General features: G+C 56.0%; 11 protein-coding genes and 1 riboswitch. All 11 genes read left to right on the top strand.

Annotation, left to right across the window (positions count from 1 at the left end):
* Positions 1–242 precede the first annotated feature (242 nt).
* Positions 243–1,730: an NADP-dependent phosphogluconate dehydrogenase gene (gene gndA, locus HPY71_04175; GenBank protein NPV52703.1), complete on the top strand. Its 1,488-nt coding sequence runs from the start codon at positions 243–245 to the stop codon at positions 1,728–1,730.
* A 23-nt stretch (positions 1,731–1,753) separates the two neighbouring features.
* On the top strand, positions 1,754–3,265 hold the full coding sequence (locus tag HPY71_04180; GenBank protein ID NPV52704.1) for a glucose-6-phosphate dehydrogenase: 1,512 nt from the start codon (positions 1,754–1,756) through the stop codon (positions 3,263–3,265).
* A gap of 261 nt (positions 3,266–3,526) precedes the next feature.
* Positions 3,527–3,718: riboswitch (cobalamin riboswitch) on the top strand.
* Positions 3,719–3,908: 190 nt separating this feature from the next.
* Entirely contained in the window at positions 3,909–4,796 is an 888-nt protein-coding gene (locus HPY71_04185) for a cobalt chelatase (GenBank protein ID NPV52705.1), read from the top strand.
* Between the two features lie 89 nt (positions 4,797–4,885).
* Complete coding sequence (locus tag HPY71_04190) at positions 4,886–5,926, top strand: ABC transporter substrate-binding protein (GenBank protein NPV52706.1); 1,041 nt, start codon at positions 4,886–4,888, stop codon at positions 5,924–5,926.
* A 154-nt stretch (positions 5,927–6,080) separates the two neighbouring features.
* On the top strand, positions 6,081–7,172 hold the full coding sequence (locus HPY71_04195; GenBank protein ID NPV52707.1) for an iron ABC transporter permease: 1,092 nt from the start codon (positions 6,081–6,083) through the stop codon (positions 7,170–7,172).
* Positions 7,169–7,984 carry an ABC transporter ATP-binding protein gene (locus HPY71_04200; protein ID NPV52708.1) on the top strand — a complete coding sequence of 272 codons (816 nt, stop codon included), beginning with the start codon at positions 7,169–7,171 and terminating at the stop codon, positions 7,982–7,984. The genes HPY71_04195 and HPY71_04200 overlap by 4 nt, the downstream gene beginning before the upstream one ends.
* A gap of 126 nt (positions 7,985–8,110) precedes the next feature.
* Positions 8,111–9,103, top strand: coding sequence for an AAA domain-containing protein (locus HPY71_04205; GenBank protein NPV52709.1), 993 nt, complete (start codon positions 8,111–8,113; stop codon positions 9,101–9,103).
* Positions 9,100–11,166: a putative cobaltochelatase gene (locus tag HPY71_04210; GenBank protein ID NPV52710.1), complete on the top strand. Its 2,067-nt coding sequence runs from the start codon at positions 9,100–9,102 to the stop codon at positions 11,164–11,166. The genes HPY71_04205 and HPY71_04210 overlap by 4 nt, the downstream gene beginning before the upstream one ends.
* A 108-nt stretch (positions 11,167–11,274) precedes the next feature.
* Complete coding sequence (gene cobN, locus HPY71_04215; protein NPV52711.1) at positions 11,275–15,048, top strand: cobaltochelatase subunit CobN; 3,774 nt, start codon at positions 11,275–11,277, stop codon at positions 15,046–15,048.
* An 8-nt stretch (positions 15,049–15,056) separates the two neighbouring features.
* Entirely contained in the window at positions 15,057–15,896 is an 840-nt protein-coding gene (locus HPY71_04220; protein ID NPV52712.1) for an ATP-binding cassette domain-containing protein, read from the top strand.
* 49 nt (positions 15,897–15,945) lie between these two features.
* A complete protein-coding gene (locus HPY71_04225) occupies positions 15,946–16,680 on the top strand; it encodes an ABC transporter permease (protein ID NPV52713.1) in 735 nt (244 codons plus the stop codon).
* The last annotated feature ends 19 nt before the right edge of the window (positions 16,681–16,699 follow it).

Raw genomic sequence — 16,699 nt, forward strand, 5'->3', positions numbered from 1 at the left:
GGTTAGCCGGGGGACCGGTCTAATTTTGACCAATTTTAAGGAAAGCCCGGGTTCAATTTTGACCGGGTATTGCTATTGGTGTTATTATTTTCTATGAGAGAGGAAATTGTATAAGCAGGGGAGATGCTAATTCCACAGAATGGAAATATAGCCCAGGAATAATTGGAGAATTTTTGGGCAACGATTTTCGGGCTAAGAAGCTAATAAGAGTATTTGATTCAGGGAGGAGAAATTATAATATTATGGATGCGGACCTGGGTGTAATCGGCCTGGCGGTTATGGGTCAGAACCTTGTGCTCAATCTGGTGGACAAGGGTTACCGTGTTGCCGTGTATAACCGGACTAAAAGCAGGGTGGATGAATTCGTGCGCAGGGTCGCCAGGGGGAAGGATGTCGTGCCTGCCTATTCGCTAGCCGAGCTCGCGCAGGCCTTGACGCCGCCTCGAAAAATCCTGCTTATGGTCAAGGCGGGTGAAGCGGTTGATGCCATCATCACCGAGCTTATCCCCTTACTTGAACCAGGGGATGTGCTCATTGATGGGGGCAACTCGTTTTTCCAAGATACCCGGAGGCGGGAACGGCAACTTGGCGAGCACGGCCTCCTCTTCCTGGGCGTGGGGATATCCGGCGGGGAAGAGGGGGCAAGGCACGGGCCGAGCATCATGCCAGGTGGGCCCCGGGCGGCCTGGGATTTGGCCGGGCAGGTCCTCGTCGATATCGCGGCCAGGGCGGCGGATGGGGAGCCCTGCTGCACATACCTCGGCCCGGATGGAGCCGGGCATTTCGTGAAGATGGTACATAACGGCATCGAATACGGGGATATGCAGCTGATCTCAGAGGTCTATCACCTTATGCGGGAGCTCCTAGGCCTTTCTGCGCCCGAAATGGCCCGCATCTTCGCTGAATGGAACCGTGAGGAGCTCGAGTCCTATCTTATTGAAATTACAGCGGATATCCTGGGCAAGATTGACAAGGAAACAGGGATGCCCCTGGTGGAGCTCATCAGGGATGAGGCTGAGCAGAAGGGGACCGGGAAGTGGACGGCGCAGGTTGCGTTGGACCTGGGCGTGCCGGTGCCCTCCCTGACCGAGGCTGTCTCCGCTCGTTTCCTCTCGGCACTCAAGGAGGAGCGGGAGCAGGCCGCCCGGGTCCTCATCGGCCCGGCCGCTGGATCCACTAGATCCACAAGAGAGCCAGGCGCAGGCGAGCGAGGTGAGCGGGGCGGACGAGGCGAAATCCGCTCATTCCTAGTGGATCTCCGTAAGGCCCTTTATGCCGGTAAGCTTTGCATCTATGCCCAGGGCTTTGCCCTTCTCAAGGAGGCGGCTCGCGTATACGAATGGGACGGTGAGCATGAGCTGGACCTGGCCAAAGTGGCCCAGATCTGGCGAAGTGGATGTATCATCCGCGCCCGGCTCCTGAATCACATCATGGAGGCCTACAAACGGGATCCAGGGCTGCGCAATCTCCTCCTTGACGCCTACTTTAGAGGGGTGATTGCCGCCAATCAGACTGGCTGGCGCCAGGTGGTGAGCCAGGCGGCGCTCGCGGGCATACCCGTGCCCGTGCTAGGCTCCGCACTGGCTTACTATGATGCCTACCGGGCGGAAAGGCTGCCTGCAAATCTCATCCAGGCGCAGCGCGATTATTTCGGGGCCCATACTTACCGCCGACTGGACCGGCCGGGCGTTTTCCATACGGAATGGCGGGGTCCCGAAGACAAGGAGTGAGAATGTGGGCCATGGGTAGGGCCATGGGTGAAAACCGGATCGATCCCTGCATACTTGTGATCTTTGGGGCTACGGGGGACCTGGCCCGCCGGAAGCTCTTTCCGGCCCTCTACAACTTGTATTTAGAGGGGTGGCTGCCGGAGCGCTTCGGGGTCGTGGGCATCGGGAGGAGGCTAGGCAGCGAGGCAGCGTTCCGGGACGAGGTTTGCCGGGCGGTGAGGGAGTTTTCCCGCAAGGTTAAAACCGAGGTGTGCGGCGATTTCCTGGAAGGTTTTCACTACCAGCAGTTCGACCTCGACGAGGCCTCGGGCTTCTTGCGCCTCAAGGAGTTCCTCGCGAGCATGGACCGGACCCGCGAAACGCGGGGAAACAGGATCTTCTACCTTGCAGTGGCGCCCGAGCACTTCGGTCCCATCGTGGACCAGCTCGCCGCCAGCCGCCTGGTGGCGGAGGGGGGTGGCTGGGGCTGGCGCCGGATCGCGATCGAAAAGCCCTTCGGGCACGACCTGGCCTCCGCTCGAGAGCTGAATCAGAGGCTGGCGCGCGTTTTCGCCGAGGAAGAGATTTACCGCATTGACCACTACCTGGGCAAGGAAATGATCCAGAATTTAATGGTAATCAGGTTTGCCAACTCCCTCTTTGAACCCCTATGGAACAACAGGCACATCGATAATATCCAGATCAGCATCAACGAGAGCCAGGGGGTTGGGACGCGAGGCCGGTATTATGAGCAGGCGGGGGCGCTCAGGGATATGTTTCCGAATCACCTCATGCAGCTCCTGGCCCTGGTGGCGATGGAGCCGCCGGTGGACTTGTGTACTAAATCGATCCGGGACGAGAAGGTCAAGGTGATTCGCGCCCTCCAGAGACTCACGCAGGAGGCCGTGGAGCGGGATGTGGTGCGCGGCCAGTATACGGGCGGAAATGTTGATGGAGAGGCGGTGCGGGGATATAAAGAGGAGGAGGGGATTTCCGCTGACTCGCGCACCGAGACGTTTATTGCGCTGCGCCTTTTTATCAATAATTCTCGTTGGGCAGGTGTGCCCTTCTACCTTAGGACCGGCAAGCGGATGCCGAGACGCTCAGCTGCGGTGGTGATCCAGTTTCGCACGCTGCCCGGCACCCTCTACTTTAAAGAATTCGGGGCCCTGGAGCCTAACTTGCTCGTGGTCAAGATCCAACCGGAGGAAGGGGTCTTTCTCCAATTCAACGCAAAGGAGCTCGGGCCAGGCGGTGGGATCGTCCCAGTCAAGATGAATTACTGCCAAAACTGCGACTACCCCGAAGATTCCCCCGAGGCCTATGAGCGACTGTTTTTTGACCTGATCCGGGGCGACCAGAGCATCTTCCCCCGTTGGGATGAAATCGAGCAGACCTGGGCCTTTGTGCAACCGATCCTCGATGCCTGGGCATCAGCTGGGGAGGCGACTGGGCAGGGAGGGGTGGGCTTGCCCGTCTACCCCGCCGGGACATGGGGGCCACAGGAAGCCCGGGATCTCCTGGAAGGGGAGGGGAGGAATTGGTGGCTGGTTTGAAGCTGGTGGCCATCGAAGCTGCTCCGGTACACGCGTGTACGTCTTTTTTGATCCGAGAGTAGGCTCGGAGAGGAGATAAGATCCGCGGGATGAAATAAATAAAGGTGCAACGAAAGTAAAAAAGGAGAGCGCTCCAGAAGGAGAATTAGAGTGAGACGCGAATAAACAATAGCAGATAGTCAAATATGGATAAAATTGTAAATGTCGGGCATGGCGAATGATGAATCAATAAAACTATATCTCTAGGACCTAATTAAATATTGAATCGACAGGATAGCGGGTTCCCCATAAAAGCGGGGATTAAAAGGGAAGCTTGGTGAAAATCCAACGCGGTCCCGCCACTGTGAAGGGTAGCTGCTTTGCGTTAAGCCACTGGGCCTTGTGAGGCCTGGGAAGGTGCAAAAGCGGCAAAGACCCTGAGCCAGGAGACCTGCCCGTTATCCTCACCTAACCACACGACCTACGCGGATAGGGAGGTGGGCATTATGGTTATGCGATAGAGCCCCCAACCGGCGAAAGGTAGGGGGCTCTCAAGTTTCCAAGACTTTCATGCCGGCGCGATCGATCCTAGGAAAATTGAAGAGAGGAATATGGGATGAAAAGGACGATGGGGTTGTTAATGTTCGTCATGGTGGGTGCTATCATGTTGGGCCTCCTGGCAAGCACAATTCCTGTCTTCGCGGCAGGGCATAGTAAGGAGAAAGAAGACAAAAAAGCCATCTTATTGGTGGCCTTTGGGACGAGCGTGAAATCGACCCTCCCTGCTTATGAGAACATAGAGCAGGAGGTGAGGAAGGCATTCCCTGATGTTGAGGTCAGGTGGGCCTATACTTCGGACTTTATACGGAAAAAGGTTGCGAAGAGGGATGGCATCACAATCGATAGTCCAATTACGGCCTTAGCGAAGCTTCAGGATGAGGGGTATAACCTGGTGGCAGTTCAATCGCTACATATCTTCCCGGGGCAGGAATATAACGACCTGAGAAACATAGTCGAAGGCTTTCAAAGCATCAAAAGGGCCAAGGGGGACGTGGGGCTTAAGAAATTAGTGCTTGGCCACCCGCTTCTATATGCTTATGAAGATTATGTGAAAGTTGTATCTGCTCTTACCAATCAGTTCGGAGAGTATGAAGCGGATGACGCCATCGTGTTGATGGGACACGGGAGCGACCATTACGCATTTCCTGCGTATAGCTGCCTGAATGACATGCTGCGGCGCATGTGCAAAAACGCCTTCCTGGGGTGTGTTGAGGGCTACCCGAGTTTCGATGAATTGAAGCAGGACCTAAAAGCCTCGGGCGTTAAGGCAGTCAGGCTGATGCCATTCATGATCGTAGCCGGAGACCATGCCATAAATGACCTGGCGGGCGACGAGGATGATTCGTGGAAACGCCAACTTATACAGGAAGGATACGAGGTCTCCGTCTACCTGAAGGGGCTGGGAGAAAATAACGACATAGCAAGGATCTACCTGGAGCACCTGAAGGGAGCCCTCGCTCAACTGGAAGTCACGGAAAGGCGCTTAAAATAAAAGTGAAAAATAGAAGTAATATAAGACCTACTGAAGTAAGACCTCTTAGAATTCTGCCGAGGGGGCACGTGATGATGCTTAATGTGATGATGGTTAAGAAAGGGAAGTTGGTCAGGTATTTGATAATTGGAGCTTTGATTCTCCTTATTACAGGCTGGTACATTGAAGGCCAGTGCATTCCCGGATTTGCTGAAGAGGCATCCCGGAAATTCGCCACCGTTACAGATGGAACGGGGAAGAATGTCAAAGTGCTTTGCCCCGTGAAGCGCCTTGTTGCCATTACCTCCGCTGCGTCGGAGATAATCTATGCTCTCGGGGAGGGCGATAAAATCGTCGGGCGCGATTCTTATTCTGTTTTCCCTCCTTCGCTCCTGGCGATCCCCGTAGTGGCAGGCTCCTCGTATAATCCCAACCTGGAGTTGATATTGCAGGCAAGACCTGATGTAGTTGTGGCCGACGGGATGCTCAAGGAAGACTTGCGGGGGAAGCTGGAGGCGGCCGGCATACCGGTGATCATAGATTCCCCATCGAATCCAGAGAGGGTATTGCCCATGGTAAAGTATCTAGGGGTGCTTTTGGGCAAGGAAGAGAGGGCAGGGGAGATGGTCCGGTTCATAGAACGCTATGAAAACCTGGTCGACGACCGGGTGGGCAGGCTCTCAGCCAAAGATAAGCCTTTTGTCTTCTATGAATGGAGTCGGCCATACTTTTCGGCTGCCAAGGACACACCTGCCCACAACAGCCTCACCAAGGCAGGTGCGATAAACATCGCTGCCCAGGAGCCCATAAAATACCCGACCTTGAGTGCAGAATGGGTGGCTGCGAAAGACCCTGACATTATCGTCCGCATGGCATCTCGTGGAGAAACTCTGGAGGAGATGAAGGCATTGAGGGATGAGGTCCTGGCTAGACCCGGTTTGCGCAATGTCAAGGCAATCAAGGATAAAAAGGTATTCATCACTTCCTGGGGTGTTGCAAGTGGGCTAAGGTCGGTGGTCGGACACCTTTACTGGGCCAAGTGGTTTCATCCGAGGCTCTTCGCCGATATCGACCCCGAAGCTGTTCATAGGGAGATGTTAAAGAAATTTTATGGCCTGGATCTAGAGGGGACTTGGGTCTATCCCCAGTAAGCGAAGAGACTACCCTCGCCGTCCCCGTGGCAGACGTGCGGCCGCCGGGCATTGGTGTTCGCCGTGATCCGGCGGCTACCATGAGTTGATGCTGGCAAAGCCGTGGCAGCTTGGCTAAATGTCCAATAAAATCGGGGCTTATGGGGGATTTCCTATGAAGACAGAGAAAATAGAGGAATTCTATTCGCAGTTTACGGCCCGGAAGGTGCTTTTTCTGCTGTTCCTTTTGGTTGCCGTGGCGGTAAGCCTTCTGGCCGCCACGGTTGTCGGAGCTGCCCGGATAAGCGTGGGAGACTCTTTACGCGTGGTCGCGGCCAGGCTCTTTCCATTCCTGGCTTCCGGCGCCCGTTTGGGGCTCGCGGAGACGGTCGTCATGGACCTGCGGCTCCCCAGGGCGCTCCTTGCAGTGATAGCCGGTATGAGCTTGGCCGGGTCTGGCGCGGCGATGCAAGCGATCCTTCGCAACCCCTTGGCCGACCCATACATACTTGGCATTTCAGCAGGGGCATCCTTCGGGGCTGCTTTTACAATAGTCATTGGCTCGAGCCTATTGGGTGGCAGCCCTGGGTTCTCAGGACTTCTTGGACCCTATGTGATCGTGGGAAGCGCTTTTGTATTCGGACTCATCACCATGTTTCTGATCTATGGGGTGGCGCGGCTGAAAGGCGGAGGCCCGGAGACTTTGATCCTGGCCGGGGTGGCAATTGGCTATCTCTTCTCCGCCGGGGTTTCGGCGCTAAAGTACGTCTCGGGTCACGAGCAATTGAGGGAGATCGTGCTCTGGTTGATGGGGGGGCTTGCGGGGGCCAGGTGGCAAACGATATACCTGCTTCTCCCCCTGGTCTTGGGCGCTCTCGGCTTACTTGTCCGCTATGCTTGGGACCTTAATGCTCTGAGCGCCGGCGAGGAGGTAGCCTCAAACCTGGGCGTGAACGTTCGAATCCTACGCAGGAACTGCGCTATCCTCGCTTCGCTCTTGGCCAGCGGGATCGTGGCCTTTACGGGGATCATCGGGTTCATCGGCCTTGTGTCCCCTCACATCTGCCGGATTTTGATCGGCAACGATCACCGATTTTTGATTCCTTGTTCAGGCCTGATGGGAGCGCTTCTGTTGCTTGGCGCGGATACCCTGGCTCGCACGATAATCAGCCCAACTGAGCTCCCTGTTGGGATCATAACTTCATTGGTTGGAGCCCCATTCTTCCTTTACCTGCTTTTCAAGAGAAGGAGGCAGTGCTGGACGTGAAGCTGTTGATCAAGGACATCTGCTTTAGCTATGGGAGCCACCGGGCGCTTGATAACGTAAGCCTGGAGGTCCATGCGGGAGAGGTAGTGAGCTTAGTGGGCCCCAACGGTTCAGGCAAAAGCACCATGCTTCGTTGCATAGCTCATGTGCTCAAGCCTCAGCAGGGGGCGATCTATTTGGATGGCAGGGAGGCCACCAGGGTCTCCTCCCGGGAGATGGCGAGGCTTTTGGGCTATGTGCCTCAGCTTTCGGTGGAGATTTTCCCGCTTACTGTGTTTGAGGCTGTGCTTTTAGGCAGGAAACCCTATATCACCTGGGGGGTAAGCCAAAAGGATAAAGATGTGGTAGCCCGGGTATTGAAGTTCATGGGGATCGAGGACCTCGCCCCCCGTTTCCTAGATGAGCTGAGCGGGGGCGAAAAACAAAAGGTGTTAATTGCGCGGGCATTGGCGCAAGAGCCCGAGGTGTTTCTATTCGACGAGCCGACTTCGAGCCTGGACATCAAGCACCAACTTGAAGTCCTGGAGGTGATCCGCGGGCTCGCGATCGAAAGAGGGTGTTCAGTGGTCATGGTCCTGCATGATTTGAATCTAGCCTCCCGGTTCTCCGACAAGATGCTTCTCTTACGCGGGGGAAAGGTCTTCGCCGCAGGCAGGCCGGAGACGGCACTCACGCCGGAAAATATCGAGGCTGTTTATGGGGTGGAAGCCAGAGTAACTCAAAGCCCTTTCGGGCCCAGCGTGCTCCCCATTCGATCGCTTGAAGCGACACCGGAGGCAGGGACACCCATTAACGCAATGGTTGGTTCGTGAATATCGTCATTTAGTTTATGGATATCAGTGGCTTATGGATATCAGGTTAGTTAAAGAGCGGGGTGTTGGAACTTGTCCAGGAACGGAGCGGCGTACCCCTTTGCGGCCATAGTCGGCCAGGAGAGAATGAAGAGGGCCCTCCTTATCAATGCTGTCAACCCGGCTGTGGGCGGGGTTCTGATCAGAGGTGAAAAAGGAACAGCTAAATCTACAGCAGTGAGGGCGCTCGTTGATATTCTCCCCGAGATCGAGGTTGTAGCCGACTGCAGGTTTGGCTGTCATCCTACGGATCGGTCCATGATGTGCGATGAGTGCCTTGCGAGGATTGAGGCGGGGGAGAGCATACCACGTGGGATGAGGAAGATGAAAGTGGTTGAGCTCCCTGTGGGGGCCACAGAGGATAGGGTCGTTGGCACTCTGGATATCGAGCAAGCGATCAAAAAAGGGGAAAAAGCCTTCGAGCCGGGGATCCTCGCCCAGGCCCACCGCAACGTGTTATATATCGATGAAGTCAACCTGCTCGACGACCATGTCGTGGATGTGCTCCTGGACGTGGCCGCTATGGGGGTTAACGTGGTTGAGCGAGAGGGTGTATCCTATTCCCATCCTGCCAGGTTCGTCCTGATCGGGACCATGAACCCCGAGGAAGGGGAACTCCGGCCCCAGCTTCTGGATCGCTTTGGGCTTGCCGTCGATGTGGCCGGTATCGAGGACATCGCTTCAAGGGTCGAGGTGGTCCGGCGCAGGATCCGCTATGAATCTGACCCAGCAGGATTCGCCGAGGAATGGGCGGCCGAGCAGGCAAGTCTCAAAGAGAGGGTCGTGAAAGCGAAGGAAATCCTTCCAGAGGTGAATATCCCCGAGTCTATGTTGGAACTCATCGCCAGAATAGCCGTGGAAATGGGCGTTGATGGCCACAGGGCTGACATAACCATGATGAAGGCCTCAATGACCTTGGCGGCCCTGGCGGGCAAAAGGGCAGTTACAGAGGAGGAAGTGCGACAGGCAGCCGATTTGGCCCTGCTGCACCGGACGAGACGCAGGCCCTTTGAGGACTTTAAGTTCGACAGTGCGAAGGTCGAGGCCCTCATCCCTGGGAAGGGGAAGCAGGCGTCATGATGGTCAAAGAGCGGATAACATACCCCTTCTCCGCGATAGTGGGGCAGGAGAGAATGAAAAAGGCTTTGATCCTGAACGCCGTCAACCCCTCTATCGGAGGGGTCCTCATCCTTGGGGAGAAAGGCACCGCCAAATCCAGCGCTGTTCGTGCTTTAGCAAGCCTCTTGCCCGAGATAGAGGTCGTTACCGGGTGTCCATACTCCTGCTCGCCTTACAAACCTGAGGAAATGTGTGAAGGCTGTTATCGACGTTGGGCCAGCGGAGAGGAGCTTCCGAGGTCGCGCCGGAGGGTGAGGATCGTCGAACTGCCGCTCAATGCCACAGAAGACCGGCTGATTGGCACATTGAACCTCAAGGAAGCCGTCCAAAACGGCGTCAGGTCCTTTGAACCCGGGCTTTTGGCCGAGGCTAACAGGGGGATCCTCTACGTGGACGAGGTGAACCTCCTCGACGATTATCTGGTGGACGTGCTCCTGGACGTGGCAATAAGCGGAATAAATGTGGTGGAAAGGGAGGGCATCGCCTATAGGTACCCGGCTCGATTTATCCTCGTGGGCACCATGAACCCCGAAGAAGGCGATCTTAGACCTCAAATACTTGATAGATTCGGGCTTTCGGTCGAGGTAGGAGGCATATCCGACCCTAAGGAGAGGGTGGAGGTGCTCCGAAGGCGTGCGGAATTTGAAAGGGACCCGCTCGGCTTCCAAGCGCTTTGGGTCGAGAAAGAGAATGAGCTCTGCCTCAAGATCCTCCAAGCCCAACAATTGTTGCCAGCGGTGACAGTCCCGCCGGTCCTCGTAGAGCTGGCCGTTGAGTTTTCGCTCGGGGCCCGGGTAAGCGGGCATCGGGCTGATGTGGTCATCGTCAAGACAGCCATGACCATTGCGGCCTACGAGGGACGAACTGAGGTTGAGGCGGAAGATATAAAGGAGGCGGCTCAGCTTGTACTGGGCCATCGCTTCAGGGAGGGTAATCCCCCAAGGGAAAAGGAAGAGGATGGGCCAGCCCCCGGAGCGGCGGATGGTGAAGACGAGAAAGAACGCAGAAAGGACGAAGGCCCGTTCTCAGGGCAGGGTGATGAGGGCCGAGATGAGGGTGAGAGCGGGCCGGAGGGCTTGTTCCCTCCATTGTCCTCCGATGGGGAGGTAAGCCAGAACGGAGAGAAGCAAGACGACCGGGACAATGGAGGATCCCCCTCTGAGATCGATCTCCCAAAAACAGAGGAGATGGTCTTCGGCATAGGCGAGATATACCAGGTCAGAAAACTGACCCCTCCGGCAGACCGGATTTTGCGCCGGGGCACAGGGAGGCGCACCAAGACCAGAACAGGAACTAAGCAGGGCCGCTATGTCCGGAGCATAATCCCGCGAGGCGCCCCAACTGACGTGGCCCTTGACGCGACCATAAGGGCCGCCGCTCCCTATCAGCCGAAAAGGGAGAAAGCTGGCCGGGCCATAGCGATCGAGAGCACGGATATCCGGCAGAAGGTGCGGGAGAGGAAGATCGGCAATACGATCCTGTTTCTGGTTGATGCAAGCGGCTCCATGGGCGCACAGAGAAGGATGGTTGCCACGAAAGGGGCCATCCTTTCCCTGCTGGTGGATGCCTACCAAAGGCGGGACAAGGTGGGCCTGGTGGCCTTCAGGGGGGACAAGGCAGAGATACTCCTCAGCCCCACCAGGAGCGTGGAGTTGGCGCACCGCAAGTTGGCCGAGCTTCCCACGGGTGGGAGGACCCCCATGGCTACGGGGCTTGCGGTCGCCTTAAACCTCCTCCATGCTCAAATGGCCAAGGAGGAGGGCACTATTCCGCTTTTGGTATTGATCTCCGACGGGAGGGCCAACGTGGGATTTAATGGAATGGATCCAGTTGAGTCAGCAAAACTGGTTGCTGCAGAAATATATCATTCTGGCATCAAGTCCATCGTCATCGATACCGAGAAGGAGTTTATCAATTTCGGCCTGTCGAGAGAAATATGTGCGGCCCTCGGAGGCTGGCATTTCAAGCTAGAGGAGCTTCGGGGAGATACCATTGTGCGAGCTGTGCGGAAAAGCCTATCATAACGGGAAGGAGTCTGTTACGATAGATGCACTTGGGTGAGCGCAGCCAGTGGGACCCGCGAAGATGCAGATCTATGGTGAGTTAAACATCGAGGAACGTGGTGAAAGATAATGAAGGCGTTCAAGCTCATCTATTTTACTGCCATTGATAATGATCTCCCATCTCTTTCAGAGGCAACGCAAATCCTCGTCCAACGCTACCCGGGCGAAATTGAGGTTATCGCGGCAGTCGGGAATATGTTCGATGCAAAGGAGAAGGAAAGGCTCCTGGCCGCGTGCGGGGGTGCCCAGGTTGCGGTTATTCACCTCCACGGCGGCAAGAAAAGCTGCCCCTGTTTTGATGAGCTGATAGACTACCTAAATGTACATGGGGTGCCGGTGTGTGTCACCGGATCCGCAAGTGAGCTTACAGATGATGACAGAAGCTATTCCACAGTTGCTCCGGAAACCAGAAGGGAAGTGGCCAGGTATATTCGTTACGGAGGCGCCGAGAACTTCGCAGGGCTTCTCCTGTTCCTAGCTAATCACTTCGGCGGCAAGGAGTTTCAAGTCCGGCCGCCGGAGCAGCCGCCCTGGGAGGGGATTTATCACCCCGCATTTTCCCACGATGTTTCTCTGGAGGAATACCTTGAGCGAAACTATGACCCTGGAAGGCTGACTATTGGGCTTTGGTTTCACCGTAGCAATTGGGTTTCGCATAATACAGCCTTTATTGATGCCATCATCAATGAGATCGAAAGGCAGAGGTGTAATTGTCTTCCGGTTTTCATGATGACCTGGAAGGATGTAGACGCCGGCAATCGAGGGGCGGAGTGGATCACGGAGAATTATTTTGCAAGGAATGGCCGCCGACTTATCGATGTTCTGATCAGCCCGTTGATGTTTTCCTTATCTTTGGATGTCGTGGGGGCCAGAGCCATCGCCAAAGAAAACGAGGGCTTTCTTAAAAGGCTTAACGTCCCGGTGATTCAGGCCATCGTCACTCAGAAAAGCCTTGAGGAGTGGCGAAACGATATTCAGGGCATAGGGATCATGGATATAAGCATATCCGTGGCCATGCCAGAATTCGATGGTTGCCTCATCTCCGTTCCGGTTGCAAGCCGCGAATTGTGCGAGATCGACCCCTATACCGGCGCCAAGGTGGTGAAGCAATTACCCATTCCCGAGCGGATCCGGAAGGTTGTGGAGCTTGCCAGAAATTGGGGCAGGCTTTCACACATCCCCAACAGGGAAAAGAAGGTGGCCATCATCTTCCATAATTACCCGCCCCGCAATGATACCATCGGCTCTGCCCACGGCCTCGATTCGCCGGAGTCGGTCTACCTGATCCTCAAGGAAATGGAGGCACGGGGGTATTCCCTGGAAAACATCCCTGGGACCGGGAAAGAGCTAATGGATATGTTGCTCGGGGGACTCACCAATGACCGGCGCTGGATGAGCCCAGAGGAGCTGCAGGCAAAAGCGGTTGATTCTGTATCTAGAGAGCGTTATGAGGGGTTCTTCTCTGCCTTCCCCGTCGAGGCTCAACAGAGGGTGATAGATGGATGGGGAGAGCCCCCAGGGGGGCTCTTTTGCTACGATGGCAAGCTCCTCATCCCCGGCATGGTCTTCGGGAACGTCTTCGTGGGATTGCAGCCACCCAGGGGCTTTTACGATGATCCCTCGAAAATCTATCATTCGCCGGATGTATCCCCGCCCCACCATTATCTGGCGTATTATCGCTGGATAAAGGAGGTCTTCAAGGCCGATGCCGTAATGCACATAGGGAAGCACGGCTCCCTGGAATGGCTTCCGGGCAAAGGTTGCGGCCTATCGGAGAGTTGCTTTCCCGATCTCGCCATCTCCACCTTGCCCAATATTTACCCGTATATCATCAATGATCCCGGCGAGGGCACCCAAGCCAAGAGGCGGAGCTATTGCGCCCTGGTTGACCACCTGATCCCTGTGATGACTAATGCGGACCTGTATGAGGGGACGCTTGCCGTCGAGAACAAGCTGAATGAGTACTATAGGTCCAAGAGCGAGGATCCGGCCAAGATTTCAATCCTGCGAAAGATGATCTGGGAGGAGGTCGTAAGCGCTAATCTCCATCTTGACCTGCGCATGAGCGAAGAAGAAGCCTTTTGTGATTATGACCGGTTCTTAGAACGCCTTCACGCCTACCTGAGCGAGCTCAAGGATACACTCATCTCCGACGGACTGCACGTCCTCGGTAGGCCGCCCGAAGACGACCGCCTGCAAAGCTTCCTGGTGGCCCTCACACGTCTCAAAAATGGGGATGTCCCCTCCCTGCGCCAGGCGCTGGCGGAGCACATGGGCTACGATTATGAGGATATCCTGGCCAACCGGGGCAAGCTCAACCCCGACGGACGGGTAAACGGGGAGATTCTAGATGAGCTCAATGACCTGGCTTTTGCCTTGGTCGGCGAGTATCAAAAGCAGGGATTTAATCCCGCAGCTATCGAGGAGGTCATCGAGACCTGCCTCCACGGGAGAAACGAGAAAATAGCCGCGGTTCTCAGGTATATGAGCGATGCGCTTGTGCCGAAGGTCGCCAGGACCCGTGATGAAATAGAAAACTCCATCGGGGCGCTAGAGGGCAGGTTTGTGCCCCCAGGCCCCTCCGGGTGCCCCACCAGAGGGATGGGTGATATCCTTCCCACCGGTAGGAATTTCTACTCGCTGGACCCGCGTGCCGTTCCTTCGCCCGCGGCCTATGAGGTCGGCAGGAAGCTTGGTGACGCCCTGCTCGAGAAGTACCTGGCGGAGGAGGGGAGGTACCCTGAGAGCATAGGGATGGTGGTCTGGGGAAGCCCCACCATGCGCACCCGGGGGGATGATATTGGCGAGGTCCTCTATCTCATGGGGGTGAAGCCGAAGTGGGAACCCGGCTCCGGACATGTGGAAGGCATTGAGATCATCCCTATCGAAGAATTGGGCCGGCCGAGGATTGACGTAACCCTCCGCATTAGCGGGTTCTTCAGGGATGCCTTCCCTGTCGTCGTCAATCTGATAGATGAAGCTGTCCGCCAGGTGGCCCAGTTGGATGAGCCGGACGAGGTGAATTTCCTGGCAAAACACTATCGGGAGGAAGTAAAAGGCTATCTGGAAGAGGGTTTGGAAGAGCTTGAGGCAAGGGAAAGGGCCAGCTATCGCATTTTCGGGTGCAAGCCGGGCGCCTATGGAGCGGGGGTGAGCGAGGCCATCTTCAGCAAGATGTGGGAGAATGAGCAAGACCTGGCCCGCGTCTACGTCACATGGGGAGGTTATGCTTACACCCAGGCGACTTACGGGCGCACGGTGCCCGACGTTTTCCAAAAGCGGCTTGCGAGGCTGGATGCCACGGTTAAGAACGAAGATAGCCGCGAATACGACATGCTATCAAGCGACGACTTTTATTCATATCATGGCGGGATGATCGCAGCGGTGAAGGCGTTCAAGGGGAAGCTCCCCCAATCCTTCGCCGGTGATTCCTCCGACCCGGACAGGGTCAAGGTGAGGACAGCAAAGGAGGAGACGGCGCACGTATTCAGGGCGCGGATATTGAATCCCAAGTGGATCGAGGGTTTGAAGCGGCACGGATACAAGGGGGCGCATGACCTCTCCATGACGGTGGAGATCGCATTCGGCTGGGACGCTACGGCGGAGGTGCTGGAGGACTGGATGTATGAGGGGCTCGCCCAAAAGTATGCATTGGATAAAGATATGCAGGAATGGATGAGGGAACATAACATCTATGCCCTCCAAAACATAACGGAGAGGCTTCTCGAAGCCATCCAGCGCGGGATGTGGCAACCCTCTCAAGAGATGAATGAGGCGCTTCAAAAGCTATATCTGGAGATCGAAGGGGACATCGAGGGGTTGTCGGGGCAGGTACGGGGGTGAGGCCATCAGTGATAGAACTTGTGAGGCTTCGCAAGCAATACGGCTCGATAGTGGCGGTCGACGGGGTGGACCTTGTGGTGAAGAAGGGCGAGATCTTCGGCTTTCTCGGCCCAAACGGCGCCGGCAAGACCACCACCATACGGATGCTCACCACGCTAACCAAGCCCACCTCGGGATATGCCCTTGTGAACGGCTACGATGTCGTGAAAGAGGCTGTAAAGGCCAAAATGGGCATCGGGGTTGTTCCCCAATATATCAACCTCGACGGTGACCTGAGCGCCGAGGAAAACCTGGAGCTTTGCGGGCTTCTTTACCGAATGGGGAGGGAGGACCGGAGAAAAAGGGCGTCGGAGCTCTTGACTTTTGCCGGCCTTGCGGAGCGGGCGAGATATCCTGTCAAGACATTTTCAGGAGGGATGAAGAGGCGTTTGATGATCGTCTGCGCCCTCATGCACAGGCCGCAGATCCTCTTCCTCGATGAACCGACTGTCGGGTTGGACCCGCAGTCCCGCAGGAGCATATGGGATCTCATCCGGCGGATCAATAGCGATGGAGGGACGATCTTCCTCACCACCCACTATATTGAGGAGGCTGAGCACCTGTGCCATCGTGTAGGAATTATCGACAACGGGAGGCTCATCGTCCTTGATACGCCGCAGAAGATGCTTACGGAGGCAGGCAATTGGGTCGTGGAGATCTACCGTAACGGGGAGACGGAGAGGGCTTTTTTCGAAACCCGGGAGGAGGCCGCTCATTTTGCCGCAGGCTTTCAACAGGATGCTCTCATTCGGAGCGCAAATCTGGAGGACGTTTTCATCAGACTGACAGGAAAGCGCGGGGTAGATTGACGAATATCAACCGCCCCTTGCGCGCTCAGAGCGAAGAGAGGAGACCAGCATGAGTGGAGTATACGCTGTCTTCTGGCGCGAAATGCGGATCTTGCGACAGAGGTTACCCAAAACCATAATCTCTTTTTGCGTTTCACCCCTCTTATTCCTCATCGCCTTTGGCTGGGGGGTGGGGCGAAACCTGACGGTGCAGGGAACCAACTATATGCACTTTATGATTCCCGGGCTCATGGCGCTTGGCAGCATGAACAACAGCTTCAACATCGCCACAGAGATCAACATCGCGAGGTTCTACTTGAGGTCATTTGAGCGGCTGCAAGTGGCCCCGCTCTCGCCGTGGCAGATAGTGCTGGGGGAGGTATTGAGTGGGATGGTCAAGGGCCTGTTAGCGGGGGGCACGATTTACCTTCTCACCCTGGCCTTCGGAATACGCCCCCATCTGAGCTTGCTCCTATGGCTATCGGTCCTGGCAAATACCTTTATGTTTGCCTCTGCCGCCGTGATAACGGCCATGGTGGTCAAGTCCCACGCCGACCAGGCGAGCTTCAATACGTTCTTCATAACGCCCATGTCCTTTCTGGCGGGAACCTTCTTCCCCCTGGCCAGGCTCCCCGAATGGGCCCAATATCTCGCCCGGGCGCTCCCCCTGACCCATGCCAGCAATTGTATTAGGGCAGCGGCCTTGGGGCAGAGGTTTCCCGTGGACTCGTTTGCGGTGATGATTATCTATTCCGCCTTCTTTTTCTTGATGGCGGTGGTGACAGTGAGGCATGCGAGCATTTAAATAAATTGGAGGAGCAGGA

Source organism: Bacillota bacterium, assembly GCA_013178125.1.
Classification (GTDB): Bacteria; Bacillota; SHA-98; order Ch115; family JABLXJ01; genus JABLXL01.

Excerpts from the sequence above, each read along its gene's own strand:
- HPY71_04195 (NPV52707.1), top strand. The coding sequence starts at position 6,081 with ATGAAGACAGAGAAAATAGAGGAATTCTATTCGCAGTTTACGGCCCGG.
- HPY71_04190 (NPV52706.1), top strand. The coding sequence starts at position 4,886 with ATGGTTAAGAAAGGGAAGTTGGTCAGGTATTTGATAATTGGAGCTTTG.
- HPY71_04225 (NPV52713.1), top strand. The coding sequence starts at position 15,946 with ATGAGTGGAGTATACGCTGTCTTCTGGCGCGAAATGCGGATCTTGCGA.
- HPY71_04210 (NPV52710.1), top strand. The coding sequence starts at position 9,100 with ATGATGGTCAAAGAGCGGATAACATACCCCTTCTCCGCGATAGTGGGG.
- cobN (NPV52711.1), top strand. The coding sequence starts at position 11,275 with ATGAAGGCGTTCAAGCTCATCTATTTTACTGCCATTGATAATGATCTC.
- HPY71_04185 (NPV52705.1), top strand. The coding sequence starts at position 3,909 with ATGTTGGGCCTCCTGGCAAGCACAATTCCTGTCTTCGCGGCAGGGCAT.
- gndA (NPV52703.1), top strand. The coding sequence starts at position 243 with ATGGATGCGGACCTGGGTGTAATCGGCCTGGCGGTTATGGGTCAGAAC.
- HPY71_04205 (NPV52709.1), top strand. The coding sequence starts at position 8,111 with ATGAAGAGGGCCCTCCTTATCAATGCTGTCAACCCGGCTGTGGGCGGG.
- HPY71_04180 (NPV52704.1), top strand. The coding sequence starts at position 1,754 with ATGGGTGAAAACCGGATCGATCCCTGCATACTTGTGATCTTTGGGGCT.